26 protein-coding genes and 1 tRNA gene are annotated in these 26,145 nt (G+C 62.3%); 9 read left to right on the top strand and 18 right to left on the bottom strand.

Annotation, left to right across the window (positions count from 1 at the left end):
- Positions 1-115: 115 nt before the first annotated feature.
- Positions 116-2,551: an acetate--CoA ligase family protein gene (locus BMZ24_RS06425; RefSeq protein ID WP_092190469.1), complete on the top strand. Its 2,436-nt coding sequence runs from the start codon at positions 116-118 to the stop codon at positions 2,549-2,551.
- Here BMZ24_RS06425 and arfB read toward each other — a convergent pair.
- The 10 genes from arfB to dut form a co-directional block, all read right to left on the bottom strand.
- On the bottom strand, positions 2,520-2,933 hold the full coding sequence (gene arfB, locus BMZ24_RS06420; protein ID WP_092190467.1) for an alternative ribosome rescue aminoacyl-tRNA hydrolase ArfB: 414 nt from the start codon (positions 2,931-2,933) through the stop codon (positions 2,520-2,522). The genes BMZ24_RS06425 and arfB overlap by 32 nt on opposite strands.
- An 89-nt stretch (positions 2,934-3,022) precedes the next feature.
- Positions 3,023-3,343 carry an IscA/HesB family protein gene (locus BMZ24_RS06415; RefSeq protein WP_092190465.1) on the bottom strand — a complete coding sequence of 107 codons (321 nt, stop codon included), beginning with the start codon at positions 3,341-3,343 and terminating at the stop codon, positions 3,023-3,025.
- 172 nt (positions 3,344-3,515) lie between these two features.
- A complete protein-coding gene (locus BMZ24_RS06410; protein ID WP_092190463.1) occupies positions 3,516-4,862 on the bottom strand; it encodes a diguanylate cyclase in 1,347 nt (448 codons plus the stop codon).
- Positions 4,863-4,937: 75 nt separating this feature from the next.
- A complete protein-coding gene (locus BMZ24_RS06405) occupies positions 4,938-6,239 on the bottom strand; it encodes a divergent polysaccharide deacetylase family protein (protein WP_092190462.1) in 1,302 nt (433 codons plus the stop codon).
- Positions 6,240-6,291: 52 nt separating this feature from the next.
- A complete protein-coding gene (locus BMZ24_RS06400) occupies positions 6,292-7,563 on the bottom strand; it encodes a S41 family peptidase (protein WP_092190460.1) in 1,272 nt (423 codons plus the stop codon).
- A gap of 95 nt (positions 7,564-7,658) precedes the next feature.
- Complete coding sequence (locus BMZ24_RS06395; protein ID WP_161949060.1) at positions 7,659-8,780, bottom strand: murein hydrolase activator EnvC family protein; 1,122 nt, start codon at positions 8,778-8,780, stop codon at positions 7,659-7,661.
- Complete coding sequence (locus BMZ24_RS06390; protein WP_092190888.1) at positions 8,777-9,475, bottom strand: endonuclease III domain-containing protein; 699 nt, start codon at positions 9,473-9,475, stop codon at positions 8,777-8,779. The genes BMZ24_RS06395 and BMZ24_RS06390 overlap by 4 nt, the downstream gene beginning before the upstream one ends.
- The gene (prmA, locus tag BMZ24_RS06385) at positions 9,472-10,326 is read right to left on the bottom strand and encodes a 50S ribosomal protein L11 methyltransferase (protein ID WP_092190456.1); all 855 of its coding nucleotides are present in this window, start codon (positions 10,324-10,326) and stop codon (positions 9,472-9,474) included. The genes BMZ24_RS06390 and prmA overlap by 4 nt, the downstream gene beginning before the upstream one ends.
- 101 nt (positions 10,327-10,427) lie before the next feature.
- Positions 10,428-11,621, bottom strand: coding sequence for an aspartate aminotransferase family protein (locus tag BMZ24_RS06380; RefSeq protein WP_092190454.1), 1,194 nt, complete (start codon positions 11,619-11,621; stop codon positions 10,428-10,430).
- 26 nt (positions 11,622-11,647) lie between these two features.
- Positions 11,648-12,124 carry a dUTP diphosphatase gene (gene dut, locus BMZ24_RS06375; RefSeq protein WP_092190452.1) on the bottom strand — a complete coding sequence of 159 codons (477 nt, stop codon included), beginning with the start codon at positions 12,122-12,124 and terminating at the stop codon, positions 11,648-11,650.
- Positions 12,125-12,199: 75 nt separating this feature from the next.
- Between dut and glgP the strand changes: the two genes are divergently transcribed.
- The 6 genes from glgP (at position 12,200) to BMZ24_RS06345 (ending at position 18,978) form a co-directional block, all read left to right on the top strand.
- Entirely contained in the window at positions 12,200-14,788 is a 2,589-nt protein-coding gene (gene glgP / locus BMZ24_RS06370) for an alpha-glucan family phosphorylase (RefSeq protein ID WP_092190450.1), read from the top strand.
- Between the two features lie 4 nt (positions 14,789-14,792).
- Positions 14,793-15,539, top strand: coding sequence for a TlyA family RNA methyltransferase (locus BMZ24_RS06365; RefSeq protein WP_092190448.1), 747 nt, complete (start codon positions 14,793-14,795; stop codon positions 15,537-15,539).
- Between the two features lie 76 nt (positions 15,540-15,615).
- Positions 15,616-16,221 carry a TrmH family RNA methyltransferase gene (locus BMZ24_RS06360; RefSeq protein ID WP_092190886.1) on the top strand — a complete coding sequence of 202 codons (606 nt, stop codon included), beginning with the start codon at positions 15,616-15,618 and terminating at the stop codon, positions 16,219-16,221.
- A 25-nt stretch (positions 16,222-16,246) separates the two neighbouring features.
- Entirely contained in the window at positions 16,247-17,311 is a 1,065-nt protein-coding gene (gene aroC, locus BMZ24_RS06355) for a chorismate synthase (protein ID WP_092190446.1), read from the top strand.
- Positions 17,308-18,090: a YdcF family protein gene (locus BMZ24_RS06350; RefSeq protein ID WP_092190444.1), complete on the top strand. Its 783-nt coding sequence runs from the start codon at positions 17,308-17,310 to the stop codon at positions 18,088-18,090. Before aroC ends, BMZ24_RS06350 begins: the two co-directional genes overlap by 4 nt.
- Positions 18,091-18,978 carry a rhomboid family intramembrane serine protease gene (locus BMZ24_RS06345; protein WP_092190442.1) on the top strand — a complete coding sequence of 296 codons (888 nt, stop codon included), beginning with the start codon at positions 18,091-18,093 and terminating at the stop codon, positions 18,976-18,978.
- Between the two features lie 44 nt (positions 18,979-19,022).
- On the opposite strand, the gene BMZ24_RS06340 is transcribed toward BMZ24_RS06345, so the two are convergent.
- From BMZ24_RS06340 to rfbB, 5 genes are read right to left on the bottom strand one after another with little or no spacing between them, the layout of a single operon-like run.
- The gene (locus tag BMZ24_RS06340) at positions 19,023-19,388 is read right to left on the bottom strand and encodes a CoA-binding protein (protein ID WP_092190440.1); all 366 of its coding nucleotides are present in this window, start codon (positions 19,386-19,388) and stop codon (positions 19,023-19,025) included.
- A gap of 4 nt (positions 19,389-19,392) precedes the next feature.
- Entirely contained in the window at positions 19,393-19,938 is a 546-nt protein-coding gene (gene grpE / locus BMZ24_RS06335; protein ID WP_092190884.1) for a nucleotide exchange factor GrpE, read from the bottom strand.
- A gap of 50 nt (positions 19,939-19,988) precedes the next feature.
- Positions 19,989-21,005, bottom strand: coding sequence for a heat-inducible transcriptional repressor HrcA (hrcA, locus tag BMZ24_RS06330; RefSeq protein ID WP_092190438.1), 1,017 nt, complete (start codon positions 21,003-21,005; stop codon positions 19,989-19,991).
- The gene (gene rfbD / locus BMZ24_RS06325) at positions 21,002-21,865 is read right to left on the bottom strand and encodes a dTDP-4-dehydrorhamnose reductase (RefSeq protein WP_092190435.1); all 864 of its coding nucleotides are present in this window, start codon (positions 21,863-21,865) and stop codon (positions 21,002-21,004) included. Before rfbD ends, hrcA begins: the two co-directional genes overlap by 4 nt.
- Entirely contained in the window at positions 21,862-22,887 is a 1,026-nt protein-coding gene (gene rfbB, locus BMZ24_RS06320; protein ID WP_092190434.1) for a dTDP-glucose 4,6-dehydratase, read from the bottom strand. Before rfbB ends, rfbD begins: the two co-directional genes overlap by 4 nt.
- Positions 22,888-23,009: 122 nt before the next feature.
- Between rfbB and BMZ24_RS06315 the strand changes: the two genes are divergently transcribed.
- Together BMZ24_RS06315 and cbiB are read left to right on the top strand one after the other, a co-directional pair.
- Positions 23,010-23,486: a tRNA (cytidine(34)-2'-O)-methyltransferase gene (locus BMZ24_RS06315; RefSeq protein WP_092190432.1), complete on the top strand. Its 477-nt coding sequence runs from the start codon at positions 23,010-23,012 to the stop codon at positions 23,484-23,486.
- Positions 23,487-23,501: 15 nt separating this feature from the next.
- Positions 23,502-24,473 carry an adenosylcobinamide-phosphate synthase CbiB gene (cbiB, locus tag BMZ24_RS06310; RefSeq protein ID WP_092190430.1) on the top strand — a complete coding sequence of 324 codons (972 nt, stop codon included), beginning with the start codon at positions 23,502-23,504 and terminating at the stop codon, positions 24,471-24,473.
- A 70-nt stretch (positions 24,474-24,543) separates the two neighbouring features.
- On the opposite strand, the gene BMZ24_RS06305 is transcribed toward cbiB, so the two are convergent.
- From BMZ24_RS06305 to BMZ24_RS06295, 3 genes are all read right to left on the bottom strand, one after another.
- Positions 24,544-25,407 carry a class I SAM-dependent methyltransferase gene (locus BMZ24_RS06305; protein ID WP_092190428.1) on the bottom strand — a complete coding sequence of 288 codons (864 nt, stop codon included), beginning with the start codon at positions 25,405-25,407 and terminating at the stop codon, positions 24,544-24,546.
- A gap of 61 nt (positions 25,408-25,468) precedes the next feature.
- Positions 25,469-25,544: transfer RNA gene (locus BMZ24_RS06300), tRNA-Val, on the bottom strand.
- A 68-nt stretch (positions 25,545-25,612) separates the two neighbouring features.
- Complete coding sequence (locus tag BMZ24_RS06295) at positions 25,613-26,143, bottom strand: GNAT family N-acetyltransferase (RefSeq protein WP_092190426.1); 531 nt, start codon at positions 26,141-26,143, stop codon at positions 25,613-25,615.
- Positions 26,144-26,145 lie beyond the last annotated feature (2 nt).

Genomic DNA, 26,145 nt, shown 5'->3' with positions numbered 1-26,145 from the left:
CGAGGCAACGCCGTGACAAGCCCGCGTCTCATCCTCGTGGACGCGCCAACCTCTTCTTGTCCTGTCGCCCTCCCCTGCGCTACGCTGCGGCAAATCCATCGCCGGGAGCACTTCCATGAGCATCAAAGTCGCCACGCATATCGATTTCACGGCCATGACCCAGATTTTTGCGCAGGCCGGGCGCAAGGGACGAGACCTCCTCTACGAGCACGAGGTTTACAGCCTGCTGCGCAACCTCGGCTCCGAGACGCCGCCGCGCAGCCTCCTGCTCCTGGCCGGAACGCGGCCATCGGACGAGGAACTGCTGGCCCTGCCCGGAGACAGGGTCGTGCTCAAGATCGTCTCGCCCTACATCGTGCACAAGAGCGACGTCGGAGGCGTGCGCATCATCCCCAAGCATCCGGACAAGATCCGTTCGACCTGGCGGCGCATGATGTATGAAGTCGCCGAAAATTATGCCGATCGCATCGAGCGCCGCCCCGCCCATGCTCCGGCGCACTACCAGGGACTGACCGGCGATGCGCTGGTCTCGGCCATCTCCCAGGACATTCAGGGCGTGCTCCTGGTGCAGTTCATTCCTCCGGACGCCACCTCTTTCGGCAACGAACTCATTGTCGGCCTGCGCGCCACGCGCGAATTCGGCATGGTCCTCACCGCCGGAGTGGGCGGCACGGACACGGAGCTTCTGGCCGACAATTTCCGCAAGAACCGCAGCATCGTCTCGGCCTCCACGGAACTCAACGACGGCGAGTCCTTTTTTGAACTCTTCAGGCGCACCGTGGCCTACAAGGTCCTGGCCGGAAAGACGCGCGGCCAGAAGCGCGTGGTCGCCGACGAACAGCTCATCGAATGCTTTTCGGCGTTCATCCAGGTCGGTAACTTCTTTTCGCCCACGGCCGTGGACGCCCCCTTCGTCATCGAGGAACTGGAGATCAACCCCTTCGCCTTTTCGGACTTCATGATGGTGCCGCTCGATGGAATGTGCCGGTTCTCGCTGCCGCAAAAGACGCTGGCCGCCCCCAGGCCCGTGGAAAAGATCCACACCCTGCTGCATCCGGTCCGCATCGGCCTGATCGGGGTGTCCACTTCCCGGCGGAACTTTGGCCGCGTCATCCTGCAGAACGTCCTGGCGCACGGATTCCCGGCGGACAGGATAACGGTCGTCCATCCGGCCGCGACGGAAATCGACGGCGTCGCCTGCGTCCGGGAACTGTCCGCCCTTGACGAGCCGGTGGATCTCTTCGTGGTGGCCGTGGCGGCCGAAAACCTGCCCGAACTGATCGAGGAGATCATGTACTGCAAAAAGGCCGCATCCGTGTTGCTCATCCCGGGCGGCCTGGGCGAAACGCAGGACAGCAAGGCCATGGCTGAAAGGATCATGGCCTGGATCGACGACGGTCACAGGCAGGGCGACGGGCCCGTCTTCCTGGGCGGCAATTCCATGGGCGTCATTTCCCATCCGGGAAACTACGACACCTGGTTCATTCCCGAGAACAAGCTGCCCAAGGGTCGGGGACAGCACCATCGCAACTCCGCCTTCATCAGCCAGTCCGGGGCGTTCATGGCCACACGCATGAGCCGGGCCCCGGAACTTGACCCGGCCTATCTGATCTCCATCGGCAACCAGAACGACCTGACCCTGGGCGACTTCATGGCCTACTTCAGGAGCCATCCGGACACGGACGTGATCGGCGTCTACTGCGAAGGATTCAATGACCTGGACGGCGTGCACTTCACCCGCGCCGTGCGGGAGGCGGTCCTGGCCGGCAAGGAGATCATCTTCTACAAGGCCGGGCGCACGCCCGAGGGCAAGACCGCGACGTCCAGCCACACGGCCTCCCTGGCGGGAGACTACACGGTCTGCGAATCCTGCCTGACCCAGGCCGGAGCCATGGTGGCCAGATCCTTCAACCAGTTCACGGAACTCTACATGCTGGCCAAGGGGCTGCATGGCAAGACCATTGCCGGAAACCGCATGGCCGCCGTCTCAACGGCCGGATACGAGGCGGTGGGCATGGCCGACAACATCACGGCCGATGACTTCGAGCTGCGCATGGCCGCATTCCGTCCCGCCACAAGACAGCGCATCTCCAAGGCCCTGGCTGCCTGCGGACTCGACAGGCTGGTCGAGGTCAAGAATCCGCTGGACATGAACCCCGCGGCCACCGACGAACTTTTCACGGAGGTCGTGGAAGCGCTGGCGGCGGACCCGGGTGTGGACCTGGCCGTCGTCGGCATGATCCCGCTCACTCCGTCCCTGTCCTCCCTGGACATGGACGCAAGCCAGAACATTGCCGAGCGCATCGGCGCCATAGCGCGGCACAGTCCCAAGCCCATCGTGGCAGTGGTCGACGGCGGCGAGATGTACAACCCCTTCGCGGCCATGCTGCGCGAACGGGGCATGCCCGTGTTCAGGGATGCGGACCGGGCCGTGAGGGCCCTCGGGCTGTATGTTCAGGCCCGGCTTGGAGCGGAAAACCTGCGCTGCAGGAGAGGGGGAAACGTGGAAGAAAAAAAGGCTAGTCCTCTGCGTTCCGGCGCAGATTCTTGAGACGAGACTGTTTGGCCTTGGATGCCAGACGCCTCTCCTTGGAAGCCCGGGTGGGCTTCGTGGCCCGGCGAGGCTTGGGACGCACGGCGGCCTGGGCCACCAGATGCGCCAGTCGCTCAAGGGCGGCCTTACGATTGGCCTCCTGGGTGCGATGCGACTCGGCCCGAATGACCAGCTCTCCGTCCACGGTGAGCCGCTTTCCGGCCAGCGCCTCAAGACGGGCCATCCCGTCCTCGTCCAGCCCGCGAATCGCGTCCAGGCGAACGCGCAGACGCACGGCCGTCGCGACCTTGTTCACGTTCTGGCCGCCGGGACCGGAGGAGCGGATGAATTCGAGGCGGATGTCCTCGTCTTCGATATGTACGCGGGGTGTGATGAACATGGGGAGTGGATAACGAAAATGTCTTGGTTCCGAGCGCGAAAAGGGCAGCCTTGGCCGCCCTTTTCGCGCTTGATGATTTTTCCTTGCGATCAGCCGCAGCTTCCGCCGCATCCGCAGGAGGAGCACCCGCCTTCGCCCTCGGGGAAGACCATGCTCGATTCCACGGTAAAGCCCACGTTCTGATCAAAGAGAACGGTCATGGGTTTGGCCTGCTCGAACAGGGCCCCCTCGACCAGAAAGGAATATCCGTCCACGTCGAAGATCTGATCAGTGTCTTTCTGCTCGTCCAGGGCCAACCCGAGACGGGGTCCGCCGCAGCCGGAAGCCAGGTATATTCGAATGGGTTCCTTGTCCTTGCCGCCAAAATGCTCGTCCAGCTGCGCCTTTGCCGCCGGTTGGAGAGTAAACATAGATGCCTCCTATAGTTTGAATAGGTGAAAATTTAATCCCGACAGACGATATGTCAACACCTCCGGCAGCGAACTTCCAAAATTTGGCGCGAATCCGGCAGGGGGGTACCGACCGCAGGCACAAAAAAAGCGGACCCGGAGCCCGCTTTCAGCAAATTCAAGATTCAAACGATCAGCGCATCAAATAAAAACCGAGGTCGCTGTCGTAGCTTTTCTGGTCCGCGAACTGGCATCCGACATACCTATCGTTCATGTATTTGACCCGAGTCACCCGGGTGACTTCCGTATTGCGTGAATCATCCAGACGGAAACGGACCTTGATCAGGGCCCCCCGGACCAGGCGATGGGAAAGCAAGGTCGTGAAGCCGACGCCGTTCAGGGAGACATTTTCCAGCAGAAAATCACCCGTCTCGCCCGTTTCGGGATTTTCGAACTGCCCGGCAAGCTGCACATTCTTGCGGTAATACTGCCTGCGCTCCATGGCCTGCTTTTCCTCGTTGAGGAGCAGCACAAGATTTGCGGCCACATTGCGGAATTTGCGAAAGCCCCGGGTCGTGGCCCTGCTCGTATCGCAAATCCCGATCAGCGGGGCGACATCTTCCTGAACTCCGGACACGACATCAAGAAGCACCGAAAAATAGGGCATCTGCCTGGTGGCGCTTTGCTGGGCGATCTTGGTGTTGATGCGCTGGCTGACATCCAGTGCAGCGGGCCTGGCCGTATTGGGCATGATCACCGCGAACTTGTTGGAGGCTATGCGGCACGGCACGTCGACTTTTCGCACCTCCTCGCCCAGGACCACGGCGAGCGTTTGGATGATCTTGTCCACGCTCGACGGGCCATATTCCTCGTTGAGCCTGCGCAAATTCTCGATCGTGACCATCAACACGCTCGAAGGGGTTCCATAGCGCTTGCAGACCTCGATCTCGCGCTCCATGTAACGGTCAAAGGTCCGCTTGTTCGGCAGGCCGGTCAGCTGGTCCGTTTCGGCCATGCGCCTCATGGCCTGAAAATAGTATGCCCGCTCAAGAGCCACGGAGGTAACCTCGGCAATGGCCGCGAAGTCCGCCAGATTCCTCTTGGTAAAGGGCTCTCCATGACGGGTGTCGATGAGTTCCAGGACACCGTAAACCATATCGCCGCTCTTGAGCGGCACGGCCATGACCGTTGAACAGCCCTTGGTCTTGGCCGTCAGGAATTGTGTAGTGAAGCGCGGGTCCCGCGCAGTGTCCTCAATCAGCAGGGCATCTCCGGTCTCTGCGACCCATCCGGCCAGGCCCGTGCCCTTCCGCAATTTCTTTCCGCTGACCAAATCGGTCTTTTCCCCCACAACATGATTGAAAGTCAGGTCCCCGGTGTCCGGATCCACAAGCAAAAACGCCAAGTGCCTGGGAGAAAAAAAGCTCTCCACGTGGACACAAATTTCTTCGAGTGTTTTTTGAATGCTGGTGCGATGCGAAAGTCCCCTGGAAATCCCGAGAAGGACGTTTATGCACGAAGAAGGGGTAAGCGGCTCCATCTTTGGCTCCTGCTGATGAGCTGAAATACATCTCTATTTACAGGTTTCATTACTTGGAGAAAAAGCAAGATTTTGTCAAATATCTTGTATTTTGCAGATAACCACGCTCATGTCGCGGGTCCTTGCCCATGACTCAAGCGCTGACAGCGTCGCCGGGTAGGGATGCCCGATGGCCACGGCCAGCCCGGTACGCTTGGCCAGGCTCTCGGCCTTTTTGAGCTGCAGCAGGATTGCATGCTCCTTTGCCGTGTTGTCGAGAAAGATATGTCTTCTGTAGTAACGCAGCCCCAGGGTTTTGCTCACGTCGCGCACGCAGCTTTTGGGCGTGGTCAGGCTGTCAACAAAAAATTTGCCCCGCCCTTGCAGATGAGCAAGCACCACGGTCATGGCCTTTTTGTCCTGGGTCAGACGCGATCCCATGTGATTGTTGACTCCGTCCACTTCCGGCAGACGCGCCAGATTGTCGGCCAGAGTCTGTTCCAGAACGGCCGGGTTCATGTTCACGCGCAAGGTGCCGGGACCGGAATTGGCCGACTTGGGATAGCCCTCCGGCTCGCAGGGAAGATGCAGCAGCAGCTCAAGATCTTCCTGTCTGGCCAGGTCGGCCACCTGACGCGCCTTGGTGTTGTGCGGCAGCACCGAAAAGCTGACCGCGAAAGGCAGGTCGGCCAGCCGCTTGGCCACGGACATGCTTTCGCCCAGGTCGTCGATGATGATGACGAGCCTTGGGGCCCTCACGGTCGGGACCTCGGGCTCCGGCTCGGGAACCAGGGACAGGGGCAGAAAGATGTGATGGGTCGGCTCGCCAAGGATGGAAATCTCAAGGTCGCGCGGGTTGCTGTCCACGGTTTTCAGGCTAAAATCCGGCCCGAGTTGATCCAGGTTCTTCTTGAGCTCGGCCAGGAAGGGAAAAACTTCGTGCCCCAGATTGATGGTCAGGTTCTGATAATAGAACTCCTGACCGCCATGACGCCGCACCTCCACGGTCCTGTGGCGCATGAGGCTCTCGGATTCGCCCTGGGCGGCAAGGCCCATGAGTATGGCCAGATCGACACTGCGGACCTTGGCGTCAAAATCGTCGATCTGGGCCTCGTATGCCAGCGGCTGGTTCTTTTGAACCGAAGCGTCCCTGGTGGAAGCCTGTCTGGACCGGGAATCCTTGCGGCTTTGCGCGGCGGGCTCTTCGGACGTCTTGTGTACGACCGGTGGCTGAACGTTCCCGGGCTTGCTCGGAGCGTTTCTGAGCGGCAGATGCATGGCCACGAAAAGGGTCAGACCGGTCAGGAGGACAACGCAAATCCAGAGCAGTGATTTGAACAGCGAAAAGCCGGACGCCTTGGCAGCTGGCTTCTTCTTTTTTCGTTTTTTTGGGGGCATGGAGGTGGAAAGAACGCGGGACGGCAGGAGCCGTCCCGCATTGCGATGAGAATCAGTTGGTGAGCTGCATGAAGCGCGGCAGGGACTTGACCATGCTCAGACCTATGCGCAGCTGGTTGTCCTTGGCCAATGCTTCCTTGGCTTCAAGCGCTTCCGGGTCCAGCACCGCATCCCCATTGGGATTGTCCAGATGCTTGGAAAGATTCGCCTCCCTGAATTCACGCAGCTCGGCGGCATCCTCGGCCGCGAGCGTGAAGGGGAGCTCCACGTCGGGGTCAATGCCCTCGGCCTGGATGGAGCGGCCGTTTGGCGTGTAATAGAGCGCGATGGTCAGCTTGACCGCCGAACCGTCGGACAGGGGCATGATGGTCTGCACCGACCCCTTGCCGAAGGTGCGCTCGCCGATCAGGATGGCCCGCTTGCGGTCCTGCAGGGCTCCGGCCACGATCTCCGAGGCCGAGGCCGAACCGGAATTGATGAGCACCACCACGGGACAGGTCACGTCCGTCGATTGACGGGACGCCATCTCGTCCTTTCTGCTTTTGGGATCGCGTCCCTGCGTGTAGACGATGAGCCCGTCACGCAGAAAAGTGTCGGTCACGGAGATGGCCTGATTGAGAAGGCCTCCGGGGTTGTTGCGCAGATCAAGGACAATGCCCTTGAGCTCCTGCTTGGCCGAGTACTCGCGCAATTTGTCGTGCATGTCGTCGGTGGTGTTGGCCTTGAAATCGGTCAGACGCAGATGCACATAGCCGGGCTCGAGTTCCTTGAATTTGACACTGACCAGCGGAATCGTGCCGCGCACGATGGTCACCTTTTCCGGAGCCTGGGACTCCTTGTGCAGGATGGTCAGTTCCACGGCCTCTCCCTTGGGACCGCGAATCTTGGACACCGCGTCCTCAAGGGAAATGTCCAGCGCAGAAGCGCCGTTGATCTCAAGGATGATGTCACCGGCCTTAAGACCGGCCTTGTCGGCGGGGGTGTCTTCAATGGGGGCTATGACGGTCAGGCGCTTGTCCCGGACTCCGATCTGGATGCCGATTCCGCCGAATTCACCCTGAAATTCTTCCTGCATCATCTTGAACTTGTCGAGATCGATATATGTGGAATGCGGATCAATGGAATTGAGCATCCCCTCGATGGCCCCGTGGATCAGATCCGTACGGTCGACCTCCTGAACATAATTCTTTTCGATCAGATCCAGAACCTGGCTGAACTGCTTCAAGGCCTGATAATGATCTGTATCACGGGCCTGACTGGACGAGGCCGTGCCGCAAAGGCCGACCAGAAGAATCATCGTGCCAAGAAAATGGCTGAAACGCATGATATCCTCCCTGAGGGAATGGCGAGAAATTGTTGGAATCACTTGAAAGCGGATACCGTGGTGCAGTCCAGTCCGAAAAAATGCGAACCCACTTTTCACCCCGACTGTAACCATTTTAAAGGATTAATGACTTTTTGCCTGTAACGCAATTCGAAATAGAGGCCTTCGCCCTTGGCCGCCGGGTAGAATCCGCACACGCCGATCTGCTGTCCGCGCTCCACTTCCCGGCCCACCGGGATGGGGGCGTCGGACAAAAAGGCATACAGCGAATAATAATCCTCGCCGTGAAAAACAATCACAACCTGTCCGAAACCGCGCAACTGGTCGTTGTGCACGACCTTGCCCCAGGAGACGCTGCGCACCGGAGTGCCGGCAGACAGGGCCAGGCCAATCCCGTTGCTGGGCGGATTTCCGCTTGGCGCGAAGGACACCACCCGCTTGCCTTTGGCCGGCCAACTCAGCTTGCCCTGCAGCTTTGAAATCTTCTTGGAGGATTGCAGGCTGATCTTGTGGCGGATGCCGGCGATGGAACCCATCAGATTCTGGATTTCCTTTTCGCTCTCCTTCTTCTTGACCCGCACCTCGGCAATCTGGCGTTCGTACTGCGTCCTCTTTTTTTCCAGCTCGGCCCTGGACGCCTTGATCTTGTTCAGCTGAGCCTCGGCCTGGTCCGCATTCTGATCAAGAACCGACTGCTGGTCGGCCACGATCTGGCTCTGCCGCTCGATATCTTCCCGCAAGGATTGGGCCTCGCCATACAGGGCCGTCAGCCAGGCCTCCCGGCGGTTGGCCTCTGCCCACCGCTCCGCGGAGGCAAAACCTTCTTCCTTGGCTGTCAGGTAGATGGGCCACAGCGTTCGCATCAGCTCCTGCAGACGGCCGGTGGTCTTTTCCCGCTCCTTCAGCAGCGCATCAAGGCGACTGGCGCCTTCGGCCTGCTCTTTTTTGAGAACGGCCAGTTCGTCTTCGAGCTTCTGGAGGGATGCCGCGGCCTGCTTGACCGAACCTTCGAGTTTGGCCAGATCCTTGTGCAGGCTGCGCTCTTTTTCGGTCAGGCTCTGGATGGCTTTTTTGCGCTCGGCCAACTGCTTGTTCTTGGCGGCCATCTCTTCTTCCAGAGAGGCAAGGCCGAGCGTGGCCGTGAACACAAGACCGCCCAGGAGCATCAGGATGATCGCGAAAAAGCGCGGCTTGAGGCGGGATGACGGACGATTCATGGGTGAGGGATGATGCTTTTTCCCACGCAGGTCAAGGGGCTGAACTCTTCCAGAAACACCGCCAGGGGGCAGCTCGCGCATTTTCCCGCCTTCTTTGCGCACCAATTCTTGCCCGTGCGCACGATGAGGGCGTGGTATTCATTATACAAAGCCGCATCCGGCGGCAGGACATCCATGAAAAAATCCCGCAGCTCCCCGTACCCGATGTCTTCGGGGATCAGCCCGTGCCTGCCCAGGATGCGCCGCGTGTACGCGTCGACCACAAAGGACGGCAGCCCGAGGGCGTAGAGCAGGATGGAGTCTGCCGTTTCCGGGCCAATGCCGGAAACCTCAAGCAGGGCCGGGCGCAACCCTTCCACCGTCTCGCCGCGCAATCCATCCATATCCAGATCACAGGCCCCGTGCAGGAAATTCAGGAAATTGCGCACCCGCGCCGCCTTGACCCGAAAAGCCCCGGCCGGCCGGATGAGCATCGCCAGCTCCCCGTCGGTCAACCGTGCAAGCGCCCGGGGTTCGAGCAGGCCGGATTCGCGCAGGTTGTGCATCGCCTTCTCCACGTTGGCCCAGGCAGTGTTCTGGGTCAAGATGGCACCAAGCGCGATTTCAAAAGGCGTGTCTCCCGGCCACCACCGGCTTGGGCCCAGCTCGGCCCGCATCGCGCGGTAGTAGTCAAGCAGCACGGCTTCCCGGTTCATGTCCGAAAAACGAGCAGGGTCCATTCCCCTGAGTATGAGATCTCGGGAGCCGCAAGGCCCTGTCCGACGTAGGCCTGCACGACGCGGTCCGCCTGCTCGCGCAGGATGCCGGACAGGATGAGCACCCCCGGCCGGGCCAGGCGGGCACTTATGTCCTCGGCCATGTCGATGAGCGGATTGGCCAGGATGTTGGCCAGGATGCAATCAAAGCGCTGCTCCGAGGGGATGTCCGTGACGCTCCCGGTGGCGGCTATGAAAGCGCCCTCCACCGCGTTCAGGACCGCGTTTTCGCGGGCGTTGTCGATGGCCACGGGGTCGATGTCCAGCCCCTGGCCGACGAGTCCGAGCTTGACGGCGGCGATGCCCAGAATACCCGAACCCGTGCCCAGGTCGAGGAAAGACTGCCCCGCCGCCAGCACGCCCTCCGTCGCCAGGCGATCCAATGCCTCAAGACACAGGGCCGTGGTCTGGTGATGCCCCGTCCCGAAGGCCATCTTGGGCTCGATCAGGATGGGCTGGGCCGTGCAGGGCTCGTCCTTGAGCCAGGCCGGCAGGACCACGAACCGCGACCCGATGGGGATGGGCGTGAAATATTTTTTCCAGGCGCTGGTCCAGTCCGCATTGTCCACGCTGGACCTTTCGAGCCGCACCTCGGGGCACGCGGCCTGAAGCGCGGCCTCGGTCTCGGCGGACTGCTCCGGGCGGTCGAAATGCACGGTCAGGCGGCGCAGGCCATCCTTTGTGCCGCCGTCCTCCCAACCCCACGGGGTGTGCAGAAACAGCAGGCCGGTGACAAGATCCTCGTTTTCCGGGGCAAAGGCGAGGGCAAGGCGGGCGAGTTTGTTTGACATGTATGAACCTGATAACGGGATGCGCACCGTTGGAATTTGAAGTTTGAAAAAGGGCCCGCTTCCTTCGGGAAAAGGGCCCGCGAACAAAATTTCGGCAAAAATCAGCCCTTGGCCAGGATCGATTCCAGAGCCAGGCAGAACGACTCAAGCTCCTCTTCGGTGATGACCAGCGGCGGCAGCAGACGCAGCACCGTGTCCTGGGTCAGGTTCAGGACAAAGCCCTGCCCGAGCAGCTCCTTCCAGACCTCGGCCCCGGGATGGGTCAATTCGATGCCGACCATCAGGCCATGCACCCGCACCTCGGCGATCTTCTCCGGGAACCTGCTCCTGATCCCTTCCAGCCGCCCGCGCAGCCAGTCGCCCATGCGCGCGGCCCGGTCGCAGAGATCGTCGCGTTCGATGATCTCGATGACCTTGGACGCCACGGCGGAGATGAGCGCGTTGCCGCCGAAGGTCGTGCCGTGGCTGCCCGGAGGAAAACCCTTGGAGACCTCTTCGGTGCACATGACCGCGCCCATGGGCAGGCCCCCGGCCAGGCCCTTGGCCACGGTGACGATATCCGGCTTGAGACCCGCGTGCTGGTGCGCCCAGAATCTTCCGGTCCGTCCCACGCCGGTCTGGATTTCATCGACGATCAGCAGCACGCCCTTGGCGGCGCAAAGAGCGGCCAGCCCACGGACGTAATCATCGGGCAGGGGTTTGACCCCGCCCTCGCCCTGGATCATCTCGATCAGCACCGCGGCTGTGCGCTCGTTCATGGCCGCCTCCATGGCCGCCAGATCCGCAAAGGGCACGGTGATGAAACCCTCGGGCAGCGGCCCGAAACCGGTCTTGATCTTGTCCTGGCCCGTGGCCGTAAGAGTGGCCAGGGTCCGGCCATGGAAGGACCCGCCCAGGGTGATGATCTCGTAGCGTTCCTCGCCCCGGCCCTCGCGCATGTAGCGCCGGGCCAGCTTGATGGCCCCTTCGTTAGCTTCGGCGCCGGAGTTGCAGAAAAAGACCCTTTCCAGGTGCGAGGTGCCGAGCAGCCTTTTGGCCAGGGCGACCTGCTCTTCCTGATAGAAAAGATTGGAGACGTGAATGAGCTTGCCGGCCTGCGCGCAAATGACCTCGACCAGCTCGGGATGGGAATGCCCAAGATTGCAGACGGCGATGCCCGCCAGAAGATCGGTGTAGACGCGCCCCTCGGGGGTGTAGAGCTTGGTCCCCTCGGCCCGGCTCACGGCCAGGGGATAACGTGCATAGGTCCGGCACAGGGCCGAGGCTTCGCCTTGTTTTATATCTTCGCTGTTCATGAAATTCTCCTCGCAAATGAGTTGGATCAGATCGTGCCGGTGTGCCCGAATCCTCCGGCACCGCGCGCGGTGTCCGAAAGATTTTCCTGCGGGATGATCTCCGCGCGCACGACAGGCTGAAAAACGAGCTGGGCGATGCGCTGTCCCCGGGTCACGGTGCGGGTCTGGTCCGAAGTGTTCAGGAGGCTGACCAGGATCTCGCCGCGATAGTCCGGATCGATGACCCCAACCCCCTGACTGACGACCAGTCCATCCTTGGTTCCCAGGCCGCTTCGGGAATAGACAAAACCGGCCACTCCCGGCATCGTGCATTCCACGGCGATGCCCGTTGGAAAGCGGTGCCTTCCTCCGGGGGGGATCAAGACCTCCGCTTCCGCCATACAAGCCCGCAGATCAATACCGGCCGATCCCGAAGTGGCATAGTTGAACTTCTCCGGCGGGCACGTTTCCGATAAAAAACGGACCTTGACCGGCATGGTGACAATTCCGGAACAGGGATTCATTTCTTCTCCTTGGCATGCTAGCTTGTACTCCAAGCGCATGCAGGGATGCGTTACAAATTTATGACAGGGGGATTTATGCAACCATTGCATGTCTATACAGTTGTGCCCAAGCTTCCGGAAAAACTTCTGCCGCTCAAGACGCTGGCAAGCAACCTCTATTTTTCCTGGCAGCATGAAATCGAGGAGTTCTTTGCCCAGATAGACCGCGAACTGTGGGAAAAAAGCGAACACAATCCGGTCTGGTTCCTGAACCATCTGCCCCAGAGCACACTGGAAGAGCTGGGCGAGGATGAATTCTTTCTGGACCGTCTGTCAACCATTGCGGCGGGTTTCGAAAAATACATCTCCAAGCGCGGCCCCATGACCGGACTCGACGCCCTCGACAGCGGGCCGGTGGTCGCCTATTTCAGCGCCGAATACGGCATCGCCCAATGCCTGCCCGTGTATTCGGGAGGGCTTGGCGTGCTGGCCGGAGACCATCTCAAATCCGCCAGTGACCTGAACATTCCCCTGGTCGGCATCGGCCTTTGCTACCAGCGCGGATTTTTCCGCCAGTACCTGACCCACGACGGCTGGCAGCAGGAGCGCTACCAGCCCAACGACTTTGAGCAGATGCCTCTCTCTCCCGTGCTGGACGAAGAAGGTCTGCCCCTTAAAGTGCGTTTTCAGATGCAGGGCAAGCCCCTCTATTTTCGCGTCTGGCGGGCCGACGTGGGCCGCGTGCCGCTGTTCCTGATGGACACCAACATCCCCGAAAATCCGCCCGAGCGCCGGGAGCTGACCTCCCAGCTCTACGGCGGCGATCTGGAAATGCGGCTCATGCAGGAATACCTGCTCGGCATCGGCGGCATCAAGGCCCTGGAGGCCATGGGTCTCTCGCCCCGGGTCATCCACATGAACGAAGGGCACTCGGCCTTTGCCGGTCTGGAAAGAATCCGCGTGCTCATGCAGGACCGGCACCTGTCTTTCGAAGCGGCCCTTGAACTGGTCGCCCAGAGCTCGGTCTTCACCACGCACACTCCTGTTCCGGCGGGCAACGACCGTTTCTCCCCGGACCTTATGGCCAGATACTTCCAGGAATACTCCGCGGACCTGGGACTCTCCTGGAAGGTTTTCCTGGCCCTTGGCCGTGAAAACACGCGCGACGATGCCGAGCACTTCTGCATGACGATCCTGGCCCTGCGCCTATCCCGGTTCAACAACGGCGTAAGCCGGCTGCACGGCAAGGTCTCACGCAAGATGTGGGCCAAGGTCTGGCCCCAGTACCCGGAAGAGGATGTGCCCATCGGCTGGGTCACCAACGGCATTCATTTCCCGACCTGGGTGGCCCCGGAAATGTCCGTCCTTTTCGACCGCTTTCTCGGCCAGTCCTGGCGCGAGGATCCGGACTGCGAGCGCGTGGGCGAAAAATTCGGGACCATCCCCGACATCGAGCTCTGGCGCACCCACGAACGCCTGCGCGAGCGGCTCGTGGACTTCGTCCGGCGCAGGCTGCAGCAGCAGATCATGTCCCGCGGCGGCCGGAGCTGGGAGCTGGAAGTGGCCGACAATGTCCTGAACCCCGAGGCCCTGACCATCGGCTTCGCCCGCCGCTTCGCGTCCTACAAGCGCGCCTACCTGCTCTTGAAGGACGATGACCGCCTGAAACGCCTCGTCACCGACCCGGCCCGCCCGGTGCAATTCGTCTTTGCCGGCAAGGCCCATCCCCGCGACAACGAGGGCAAGAAAATCATCCAGGAGCTCATCAGCCTCTGCCAATCCCCCGAGAGCCGCGCGTCCATGGTCTTTCTGGAAGACTACGACATGCAGGTAGCCCGCTACCTGGTCCAGGGCTGCGACATCTGGCTCAACAACCCGCGCCGCCCCCTTGAGGCCTGCGGCACCAGCGGCATGAAGGCCATGGCCAACGGCGTCCTGAACCTGAGTACCCTCGACGGCTGGTGGGACGAAGCCTGGAGCCCGGACAATTCCGTGGGCTGGGCCATCGGCAACGCCGAGGAATACGACGACGTCGAGTACCAGGACTTCGTGGAGAGCCAGACCCTCTACAACATCCTCGAAAAAGACGTCATCCCGCTCTTCTACGATCGCGTGCAGGGCTCTTTCCCGAGACGCTGGGTGCAGAAAATGAAGCAGGCGCTCAAAACCCTGGGTCCGGTCTTCAACGGACACCGCATGGTCGAGGAATATTCCAAGCGCGCCTACCTCCCGTCCAACATCAGCTACGGCAAGCTCTCGGCCAACGAGTACCGCCCGGTCGTGGAACTGGCCGAGTGGCGCATGAACCTGCTCACCCACTGGGGAGCGCTCGACATCCGCAACGTGCAGTGCATCACGGCCCACGAGATGTTCGTCGGCGAGAACCTGGAGGTCAGCGCCGAGGTCAAGGTCGAGGGACTCGGCATCCAGGACATCCGCGTGGAGATCTACACCGGCCCCCTCGATCACACCGGCAAGTTTGCCAGCAGGTCCACCTTCCTCATGAGCCCGGATGAACGCACCCCGGACGGCTGGTACGTGTATCGCGGCAAGGCCATGCCCATGGCCACCGGCAAGTTCGGCTTCACCGTGCGCATCCTGCCGCACCACCCATTGCTGCGCGATGCGCACAGCCTGGGCCTGATATTCTGGGCCGACGAGCCCGCGCCGAAACTCCAAGGGTAGAAGGATGGCCAAGAAAGTCGATCGGGCCGACGTGGTCCTGGCCGAGCAGGGGCTGGTCGAGAGCCGCGAAAAGGCCAAACGGATGATCATGGCCGGTCAGGTTCTACTGCTCCAGGGCGAGGCCCGGACCCCCGTGGCCAAGCCCGGGCAGCAGATTCCGCGCGATGCGCGGCTGGAGCTCAAGGAAGCGGAGCGTTTCGTGTCGCGCGGCGGCTACAAGCTGCTCACGGCTCTTGAGCATTTCGCCCTGGACGTGAGCGGCATGGTCGCCCTGGACGCAGGGGCCTCCACCGGCGGATTCACGGACTGCCTGCTGCAATTCGGGGCCGCGCGGGTCTACGCCGTGGACGTTGGGCACGCCCAGCTGCACTGGAAGCTGGTCACGGACCCGCGCGTCGTGAATCTGGAGCGGGTCAACCTGCGTCACGCCACCGCCGACCTCCTTCCCGAAAAAGTGGACCTGGTGGTGGCCGACTGCTCCTTTATCTCCCTGCGGCTCATCCTGCCCCCCTGCCTGCAATTCCTGAAGGACGAAGGACAGATCCTGGCCCTGGTCAAGCCGCAGTTCGAGCTGGGCCCCGAGCATGCGGTCAAGGGCGTGGTCCGTTCGGAGGAATTGCAACTCAGGGCCGTGGACGAAATACGGGAATTCGCCCGGGAGGAGCTCGGACTGCACGTCCTGGGCTCCGTCGCGGCAGGGATCAAGGGCCCCAAGGGCAACCAGGAATACCTGCTCCATTTGCGGCGCTGAGCTCAGACTTTGCCAAGAGAGGCCGATGCGGGTACAGACCGCGTTCATCGTCAACACTTCAACCAAATTCGAGCCCATGCCTGACAGATTTCTGACCGAAGACCGCAAAACCAAGCTCAGAAACGTACTGGCCAAACGCCAGCCCGACCTGACCCTGGTACTGAACAATATCCACGACCCGCACAACGTGTCCGCCATCCTGCGCAGTTGCGACGCCTTCGGGGTGTTCGGCGTGCACCTCTATTACACCAAGGAAAAATTTCCTTCCCTGGCCAACAGCTCATCCGGCTCCGCCAAGAAGTGGATCGACCTGACCCGCCACCGCGAAGCAGGAACCATGATCCAGGGCCTGCGCGACCGGGGCATGCAGATCGTGGGCACGGGCTTCAGCTCCACGGCAAGGCCCATCATGGATATCGATTTCACCAAACCCACGGCCATCATTCTCGGCAACGAGCACCGGGGCATGGACCCCGACGTCAAGATTCATGTGCCGGACGAAATCTACATCCCCATGTTCGGCATGGTTCAGAGCCTGAACGTGTCCGTGGCCGCCGCGACCATCCTCTACGAGGCCATGCGCCAGCGCCTGGCCGCAGGGATGTACGATCAAAGCCCCCTGGACGAGGAAGAGTTCGAAAACGTATACGCCGACTGGTGCAAGCGCGGCAAAGACTACTAGCCGGGGCCGGGCCCCTGGAGAACTGATGGCGGGAAACACTTTCGGCAGCATCTTCAAACTGACGACCTTCGGCGAATCCCATGGCCCGGCCCTGGGCGGGGTGGTGGACGGATGTCCCGCCGGGATCGCCCTCAATGAGGCCGCCATCCAGACGGAACTCGACAAGCGCAGACCCGGTCAGGGCGGCCTGGCCGTCACCGCCCGCAACGAACCGGACCGCATCCGGCTCTTGTCCGGCGTCTTCGAGGGCCGCACAACAGGCACGTCCATCGGCTTCGCCATCGAGAACACGGACCAGCGCTCCCGCGACTACGGCGAGATAAAAGACGTTTTCCGGCCGGGTCACGGAGACATGACCTACGAGGCCAAGTACGGGCTGCGCGACTATCGCGGCGGAGGCCGCTCCTCGGGCCGGGAGACCGTCTCGCGCGTGGCGGGTGGAGCCGTGGCCGGGGCGTTTCTGGAACCGCTCGGGATCACTGTCCGGGCCGCCGCCGTGGAACTTGGCGGCATCGCGGCCGAGAGCCTGGACATCAAAGGTGCGGAACACCGCCAATTCTTCGCGGCTGACGACAATGCTGTCCTGCGCTGGCAGGAACTGGTCAAAAAGGTCGCGGCCCAAGGCGACACGCTGGGCGGCATCGTCGAAATCCGCGCCCAGGGCGTGCCCGCGGGACTTGGCGAACCGGTCTTCGACAAGCTCGACGCCCGCCTGGCCGCCGCGCTCATGAGCGTGGGCGCGGTCAAGGGAATCGAGATCGGAAGCGGCTTCGCTGCCAGCCGCATGCGCGGCAGCGAAAACAACGACGCCATGCTGGATACGGGCTTTGCATCCAACAACGCCGGTGGAATCCTGGCCGGGATCTCAAGCGGCCAGGAGATCGTACTGCGCGCCGCCATCAAACCCATCCCGTCCATCGCGCTCGACCAACACACCCGCGACCGCTTCGGGGCAGCCCGGACCATCCGCGTCGGCGGACGGCACGACATCTGCGCCATCCCGCGCGTGGTCCCGGTGCTCTCGGCCATGGTCCGGCTGGTCCTGGCCGACATGGTTCTGCTGCAACGGCGCATGGGGGGCGGCACATGAGCGTCGGCGCGGGCTTTATCCTCAAGAAAGCCCTGGGCACGCTTTTCATGCCCCTGTCGGTCTGTCTGATTCTTTTCGCCCTCGGCATGGTCTACGTGCTGCTGCGCCGCTCCAAGGACGCCATCGCCCCCTTTGTCATGGGCGCGCTCCTGCTCTACGCCTTTTCCCTCAACTCCGTCTCCGGATACATGATCAGTCCCCTTGAGGACGCCCACCCGCCCCTGGATCTGACCAACGCGGAAATCGTCAGAAGGCCCGTCAAATGGGTGGTCGTGCTCGGCTCGGGGCATTGGACGGACAAGCGCCTGTCCCCCGGGTCCATGCTCGAAGAGGCGGCCCTGTACCGGCTCACCGAAGGCATTCGGGTGGCAAACCGGTTTCGGGGCTCCATCCTGGTTCTTTCGGGCGGAAAATACAAAGACGAACAGTCAAGCGCACAGGTCATGGCCGCCGCAGCCGTGGACCTGGGCTTCGACCCGGCCCGGATCATGCTCTCCGACAAGGCCCTCGACACCCACGACGAAGCGATGCACATAAGGGCCCTGGCCGGTTCCGACGCCTTTGTGCTGGTTACTTCGGCCTCGCACATGCTGCGCGCCGTAAAACTGTTCGAAAACCAGGGCCTAAAGCCCATCCCCGCTCCAACCTGCTTCCGTGACAAGGGCGAGCCCGAGAATTTCCTGCCCGGCGCGGACAACATCAAAACCTGCAACATGGCCGTGCACGAATACATGGGTCTGGCCTGGTCCTTCGTGCGCGGGCAGATATCAGTTTTCTAGGTGATCGACATCCTGCCCACCCTGGCCCTGGCCACCTCCAAGCACAGCCCGGACAAGGCCACCATCCGCGCCTGGGCCCTGGTCCTGTCCAGTCGAAGATTCCTGCACCGTTTCGATAAAGGAACGCTGCTGGTCGCGCCCGCCTTGGCGCCGCTCGCGGTGCGGGAAATCATCGCCTACGAAGAGGAAAACCGGCCCAGATCCCGTCCGGCTCCCTTACCCGACAACTCCTGGGTCAGCCTGCTGGTCATCGCCATCTTTCTGGGCCTGACCATGTGGTTCGACGCCCAGGGGCTCGGCAGGCGCATCTCGTGGCATGTCGCGGGCCGGGCCGACGCCGGGCTCATCCTTGAAGGACAGTGGTGGCGCTGCGTGACCGCCCTGTTCCTGCACGCCGACGCCGGGCATCTGCTGGCCAATGCCGGAGCGTTGGCGGTGCTCGCCTCGCTCCTGGCGCGCCGCATCGGATCGGGTCTGACCTGGGGTCTCTTTTTGCTCTCGGGTGGCCTCGGCAACGCCCTGAACGCCTGGGCGCAAGCGCCTGATCACCTGAGCGTGGGCGCGTCCACGGGCGTATTCGGGCTGATCGGCGTTCTGGCCGGAGGTGCGGGCCGGGCCGAACGCGGCTCACGGGGACAGGTCCTTCTACTGGCCCTGGGCTTCGGTTTCAGCCTGCTGGCCATGCTTGGCGCGGGAGAGGAACGCGTGGACCTGGGAGCGCATTTTTTCGGTATGTGCTGTGGTCTGCCCTTTGGATTGCTGGTCGGCGACTGGCACGGGGCAACGGGATGGAAGGCGAGGGTCGGGGCTATGTGCGGCGCGGCGGGGCTGGCACTTGCGGTCTGGGCATGGACCCTGGCCCTTGAAAGCGGCGCGCTTGCGGGGTGAGGTTTCGAGGAGCCACGGAGGCTCCCCGATCAGGGACGTACCGTCTAGAATTGTCCGGTTCTGAGCATGACCAGGGTGCAGGCGTGCTCCCAGGGAATGCCCGCTTCGGTCAGGGCCTGTTCCAGGGTCGCCGATTCCGTGCCGGGATTGAGGATCACACGCCCGGGCCTTAGCGCCAGGATGGAGTCCTGCAGCTGCGCGCTGCGCTCCGGCCCGACATAAAGGGTCAGGGTGTCCACCTTGCGATCGATGGCGTCCAGGCTGGGCACGACGGGCAGATCCTCGATGACGGATCGACCCGGCGTGACCGGGATGACCGAATGCCCGTGCTCCTTGAGCATGCGCACGGCCTTGTTCGAGTAACGTTCCGGCTTGTGGCTCGCTCCGAGCACCGCGACAATCTGTGCCATGGCCTCAGGCTCCCGCCTTGCGGCTGACCATGACCTTGGCCGGACGCAGCAGTCTGTCCTTGAGCATGTAGCCCTTCTGCAGCATCTGACAGACCGTGTTTTCCCCGACATCGTCCCGCTCGACCTGCCCCAAGGCCTCGTGGCGCGCGGGATCGAAAGGCACATCCACTTCGGCGATCTGCTCCAGCCCATGCTTCTTCATCGTGTCGAGAAAAATGTTCATGGTCATCTCGACGCCCGTGACCAGATCCTTGCAGGCCTCGGTCTGCTTGCCGTGGGCCAGGGCCAGGTCGAGATTGTCCATGACCGGGATAATCTCCTCGAGGATGGCGGAGGTCGCGAATTTGAAATAGTCTTCCTTTTCGCGCAGCAAACGCTTCTTGAAATTCTCACTGTCCGCCAGGACGCGCAGGTTGTCTTTTTTGAGCTCCTCCACGTCGGCCAGGGCCTGGGCGTACTTCTCCTCCAGGGTCAGCTCCGGCGTTTCTTCGGTCTGCATTTCGGTCTGCACTTCTTCCGGGTTCTGGCCCTCTTTTTCCTTATTGGACATGAAAAACTCCTGATCCTTGAAATATTTGATAAAACGCTTCACGAATATCCTTAGAAGCGGGATTTGAGGCACTGACTAAGTATTTGAGCGGCAAAGTCAACCATGGGCATGATGCGTGCGTAGTTCATGCGCACCGGCCCAAGCACTGCCAACGTTCCGTGATTGGTGGAAAAAGCGCTGTAGGGAGAGGCCACCAGCGAGCATCCCGCGAGTCCGGGCATGTCCTGGGACAGGCTGACCGAGACGGACTGGCTGGCCGAGGTCTTGTCCAGGAGTTCAAGCAGGCGCGAACGCTCCTCGATGAGTCGCAACAGCTCCTGGATGGTCTCCAGCTCCGTGAATTCGGGCTGATCCGTGAGATGGCTCGCGCCACCGACGAAAACCTCGGGCTGTTCTTCCTCGGCCAGGGCTTGCGCGGCCAGTTCCCAGGCCCGGCGATAGGCATCCAGCGTTTTGCGCACGTTGTGCAGCTGACGCTCGATCTCACCGCGCACCTCATGGGTGGTGCGGCCCTCGAACAGGCTGTTCAGGTAATTCCCGTAGCGCACAAGCTCGTCGGCGCTCAGGCTCTCGTCCATCTGCACCAGACGATTGCTGACCAGCCCGCCCTGCATGACCAGCACCGCCATGATCATGCCCGGCCGCAAGAGGACGAAATCTATCTGCCGCCAGCGGGCCAGATCCTGACGCGGAGCCATGATCACGCACACCTGACGGGTCAGGGACGAGAGGGTCCGGACGGCGCGACGCAGGACCTGGGGCAAATCCCCCGCGCCCGGCTGGATGTGGTCGTGCAGGCGGGACTGTTCCCTGCGCGGCAGGGGCCCGAGCTTTAATACCTCATCGAGATAATAGCGAAAAGCCGGAACCGTTGGAACCCGCCCGGCGGACGTATGCGGCTGTTGCAGATATCCTTTCTCGGTCAGGGCGGCCATGGTTGACCGCAGCGACGCGGGGCTCAGTCCAAGGCCCACGGCCAGAGCCTGGGACGACACGGGCAGGGCGGACTCCACATAGGTCTCGACCACTGCGGTGAGGACTGCGGTTTCGCGCTTGCTCAGGATCATGACAGGCAATCTTCCCGGGAGAAAAGAAATTCGCGCAGGGCCTGCACCCACGGACGCGGAGCAATGCCCGTCACGGCCGTGAAGGCGCTCAGGTCCAGGACCGAATACGCCGGACGGCAGGCCTTCTGGGGGTATTCGGACGAAGGGATGGGCTTGATCCGGCAGGCCAGATCCGCCCCCCGGACGGCCTCCGTAGCCAGTTCGCACCAGCTTGCCTGTCCCGCGTTGGCCAGATGAAAGATGCCCGTCGCGCCCTTGTCCAGCAGCGCCAGCGAACCGGCGGCCAGATCTGGGGTGTAGGAGGGGCTGCCGATCTGGTCGTGGACCACGGAAAGCTCCGGCCGCGTCGCGGCCAGCTCCAGGATGCGGGTCACGAAATTGGTCTTGCACGGTCCAAAAAGCCACGAAGTGCGAATGATGAGCAGATTCGGCAGATCAAGAGCCAAAAGTTCCCGCTCGCCCAGCAGCTTGGTCTGGCCGTAGACCGAACCTGGCGCGGGCTGATCCCCGGGGGCGTAGGGACTTGTCTTTCTGCCGTTGAAAACGAAATCCGTGCTGTAATGGACCAGGAAAACCCCGGCGTTCTGCACGGCCTTGCCCAGAACCAGCGGCAGCTGCCTGTTCAGTCTGGAAGCCTCGGCCGGTTCGTCCTCGGCCTGATCGACCTTGGTGTAGGCCACCGTATTGAAAAGCACCGTGGCTCCGGTCCGGGCCAGGTATTCCTCCACGGCCGGACGCTCGAACAGGTTCAGCTCGTCGCGCCCCGGTGCATTCACGGTCCATCCCTGCCTGGACAGGGCCAGACACAGCGCCTGCCCGAGCAGGCCGGTCTTGCCGCCCAGCACGACCGCGCTCTTCATGCCTGCCTCGTTTGGTACCATGCATCCATGAACTGGCGATAGGCGCCGCTCTGCACTTCGTCAAGCCAGGCCTCGTTGGCCTTGTACCAGGCCAGGGTGCGGGCCATGCCGTCCTCGAAAGAATGTTGCGGGGTCCAGCCCAGATCCGCCGTGGAGCGCTCGAAAGCCATGGCGTAACGGCGATCATGGCCGGGCCGGTCGGTGACATGGGTGATGAGTTCCTCGCTCCTGCCCGTCAGCCGCAGTATGAGGCGCACCACCTCCAGATTCGTCCGCTCGGCGTCCCCCCCGAAATTGTACACCGCGCCGGGCATGCCCTTGAAAAGCGTGGCCTCCACGCCCCGGCAGTGATCCATGACGTAGATCCAGTCCCGCACGTTCAGCCCGTCACCGTAGACGGGGATGGGCTCGTTCCGGGAGGCCTTCAGATAGACCAGGGGAATGAGTTTTTCCGGAAACTGGAAGGGACCGTAGTTGTTGGAGCAGCGGGTGACCATGACGGGCATCCCGTAGGTGTGGAAATAGGCCCGGGCCAGAAGGTCCGAGGAAGCCTTGGACGCGGAGTACGGGGAATTGGGCGCCAGGGGGGTGTCCTCGGTGAACTGCCCGGTGGGCCCCAGGGTGCCGTAGACTTCGTCGGTGGAAATATGCACGAAGCGCGGAATCTCAGCCCGTCTCGCGGCCTCCAGCAGGTTCTGCGTGCCCAGGACGTTGGTCGTGACAAAGGGAAAGGGGTCGCTTATGGAGCGGTCCACATGCGACTCGGCCGCGAAATTGAGCACCGCATCGAAGACAAAGCGCTTCATGAGCTCCGGTACGAGCTCCTGGTCGCAGATGTCGCCGTGCACGAAATGATAGCGGCGGCCCATGTGCCGGGCCTCTTCCTCGGCCAGATTGCGGCGGTTGCCCGCATAGGTCAGTTTGTCGAGGTTGACGATGACCACATCGTCGTGCGTGGCAAGCATGTGCTGGATGAAATTGGAACCGATGAAGCCGCAGCCTCCGGTGACGAGCAGATGCATGTGTTCTCCTGACTTCGCTGTTCTTGACGGAAGCGGGTTTGAAAGCCAAGTGGATGACGAGTCGGCGGCGCGTCAGTGCACCGACCGTGACAGCCATGAAAAATACTTAAAGAGACTCCAAGATGCAAATCGCCCTTTACGAGCCGGAAATCCCGCCCAACACCGGAACCATCGCCCGGCTCTGCGCCGCCTCCACCACCCGTCTGAATCTCATCGAGCCGTTGGGCTTCAGCCTGGACGACAAGTACCTGAAGCGGGCGGGCCTTGACTACTGGCCCCACGTGGACAAGCGCATCTGGCCGTCCTGGGCCGCCTTCCTGGAGGGTCGGGATCCGGGACGGCTGGTTTTCACCAGCGCGCGCCAGGGAGTGGCCTATCACCGTTTTTCCTTCAGGACCGACGACATCATCGTGCTCGGCCCCGAGACCCGGGGCCTGCCCCCGGAAGTCCTGCATGACGCCACGGACATCATCCGCATCCCCATCTGGGGAGAGGTCAGAAGCGTCAACCTTGCCAATGCCGCGGCCGTGCTTCTTTACGAGGCCTATCGTCAGACCGGGGAGCTGGACCTGCGCGAGGACCGGCCGGACGCCCCGTAACCACCGGAGACGCGCATGCCCGACACGCTCTACAATCTGCCGCTGAACCTGTCACTGCTTGTCTTTCTGCTGGGCTGCGTGGCCCTGGACCTGCTCTTCGGCGATCCTCGGGACTGGCCGCACCCGGTGCGGCTCATCGGCAAGCTGCTTGAGCGCCTCGAAGGCTGGGCAAAATCCTTTTTCCTCGGACCGCGCATCGGCGGAGCACTGAGCGTCGCCGCCGTGGCCCTGGGCTGCGCGCTGATGGTCCGGCTGCTGACCGGACTGCCCCTGGTCGGCGAGATCCTGGCCCTGTATCTTGGCTATGCGGGCCTGGCCCTTGGCTGCCTGGTGCGGGAAACAAACACCGTTCTGGCCCTGCTCGAAGGCGGGAGGCTGGCGGCGGCCCGCGCGCATCTGGCCGGACTGGTCAGCAGGGACACGGAAGACATGACCGAGGACGAAGTCTGCCGCGCCCTGGGCGAAACCCTGGCCGAAAACTTCAATGACGGCTTCGTGGCTCCCCTCTTCTGGCTCTGCATCATGGGTCCCGCCGCGCTGTGGGCCTACAAGGCAGTGAGCACCGTGGACTCCATGTGGGGCTACCGCACGCAGCGCTTCGAGGAACTCGGCAAGGCCGGGGCTCGGGCCGACGATATCCTGGCCTGGCTGCCCGCCCGCCTGGCCGCGATCTCCATCTGGGCCACGGGGTGGCTGCTGCTGCGCCCCGCCGCCTGGGAGCGCATCGCGCGGGACGCCCGAAGCATGGACAGCCCCAACGCGGGCTGGCCCATGAGCGCCGCCGCCCACGTGGCCGGAGTGAGCATGGGCGGTCCGACCCGCTACTTCGGGGAGATCAAGGACAAGCCCTTCCTTGGGCCGCTCGGAGTGAGCTGGTCCCCGGCGCGCATTCGCGGCATGCTGCGCACCCTGCTGCCCGCAGCCCTGCTGTGTACCGTGTTCCTGACCATCACCGGCAGCTATCTTGGCTGGTGGAACCTGGGCTGACGCGATCCGCGATCCGTGACCAAAAGCCGGGGTCTTGGCCCACCGGATTTCAAATCCCGAAACTGAAATCTCAAATGTCGGAGCGCTTTGCTTCCCATCGTCCCCATGTGCCGCTGGGCAGATCCAGAACTTCCTCTGCGCCGTGCAAAAGCATTTCTCCGCACGCCAGCCTTCCTTTTCCAAAAGTCTGCTCCAGCAGATTCCTGAGCACGATGGGCGAAAAACCCGGCGTGTGCGATGTCAGGATGACGAAAAGCGGCTCGTCGCTCAAAACCTGGCGCACCAGATCAAGAGTCTCCTGCACGTTTTTTTCGACCTTGTAGAGCTCCCCGCGCTTCCCGCGCCCGAATGAAGGCGGGTCGAGAAGAACGCAATCGTATTTGCGTCCGCGCCGCACCTCGCGTTTCAGGAAGGCACCGACATCGTCAACGATGAACCTGGTCCCCGAATCCTGAAGACCGTTCAGGGCCGCGTTGCCGCGCGCCCATTCGACCATGCCCTTTGACGCGTCGAGGTGGCAGCACTGCGCCCCGGCCAGGGCCGCCGCCAGGGTCGCGCCTCCGGAATAGGCGAAGAGGTTCAGAAAACGCGGCGCCTCCCTGCGCTCGGCAGCGCCCTGCCGCACGGCGTCGGCGATCCACTCCCACAGATCAAGCGTCTCGGGAAAAATGCCGAGGTGCCCGAAATCCGTGGTCGAAAGACGCATGCGCACCCCGCGCACGGTCACGATCCATTCCTCGGGAAGGCGTTCCCGGCCGTGCCAGTTGAGCCCGTCCTTGCGGTCGAAGGTGGCGCTGGCGGACTCCCAGAGCGCGGGCAGTGAAGGCTCCCATACGGCCTGGGCGCATGGGCGGGCCAGGATTACGGGCCCGAAGCGTTCCAGTTTCTGTCCATTTCCACTGTCGAGAAGTTCGTAATCGTCCGGTGTCTGCATGGATGCTCCATAAGCGAAAAAACCCTTCCGGGCGGGTGCCTGAAAGGGTTTGTGCGGTCGGTGGTGGGCGATACAGGATTTGAACCTGTGACTTCCACCGTGTGAAGGTGGCACTCTCACCGCTGAGTTAATCGCCCGAGGAGTTGCGTTTAGCCCCGCCCCCCGTGTCATGTCAAGATATTACCGCCGACTGATCCGTCCGGGATCACAGATTTTTCTGCAGTTCCAGGAAAGCGTGTCTGCCGGGGCCGAAAAAACGGTCGCCGCTCATCCCGGTCACGTGCATGAAACCAAGCCTGATCCAGAACCTCAGGGCATTCCAGTTCTTGAGCCCCACCCCCACCCGCACCCGAGTCATGGGCCCCGGACGCAGCATGGCCTCAAGGCTGAGATAAGCCTCCCGGCCCAGACCGATGCCCTGAAATTCGGCGCTCAGAAACAGTTCGCCGACATAGGCGACATCGCCCTTGGGATATCCGGTGTACAGGCTCAAGAGCCCGATGACATCGCTGTCCATGGGTTCGCGCAGAATGAGATTGTGCAGGGAGGACGGACAGCCGCGCGGCGGCAGGTTCTGGTGCTCGACAAAGCGGCGGGCCAGGACCGGAGGATCGTTTTCGCGGTCCAGAAGGAGCAGCAGCTCCCTGTTTCCGGCATAGACAGCCTCTATTTCCGGAGTCTCGGCCCTGGTCACGGGCTGGGCGAGGATGCGTGCGCTACGGAATGAATACGGCATAG

This window comes from Desulfomicrobium norvegicum (assembly GCF_900114595.1).
Lineage (GTDB): Bacteria > Desulfobacterota > Desulfovibrionia > Desulfovibrionales > Desulfomicrobiaceae > Desulfomicrobium > Desulfomicrobium macestii.
Note: the sequence above shows the minus strand (reverse complement) of the source record. Positions and strands in the feature narration are given on the sequence as shown.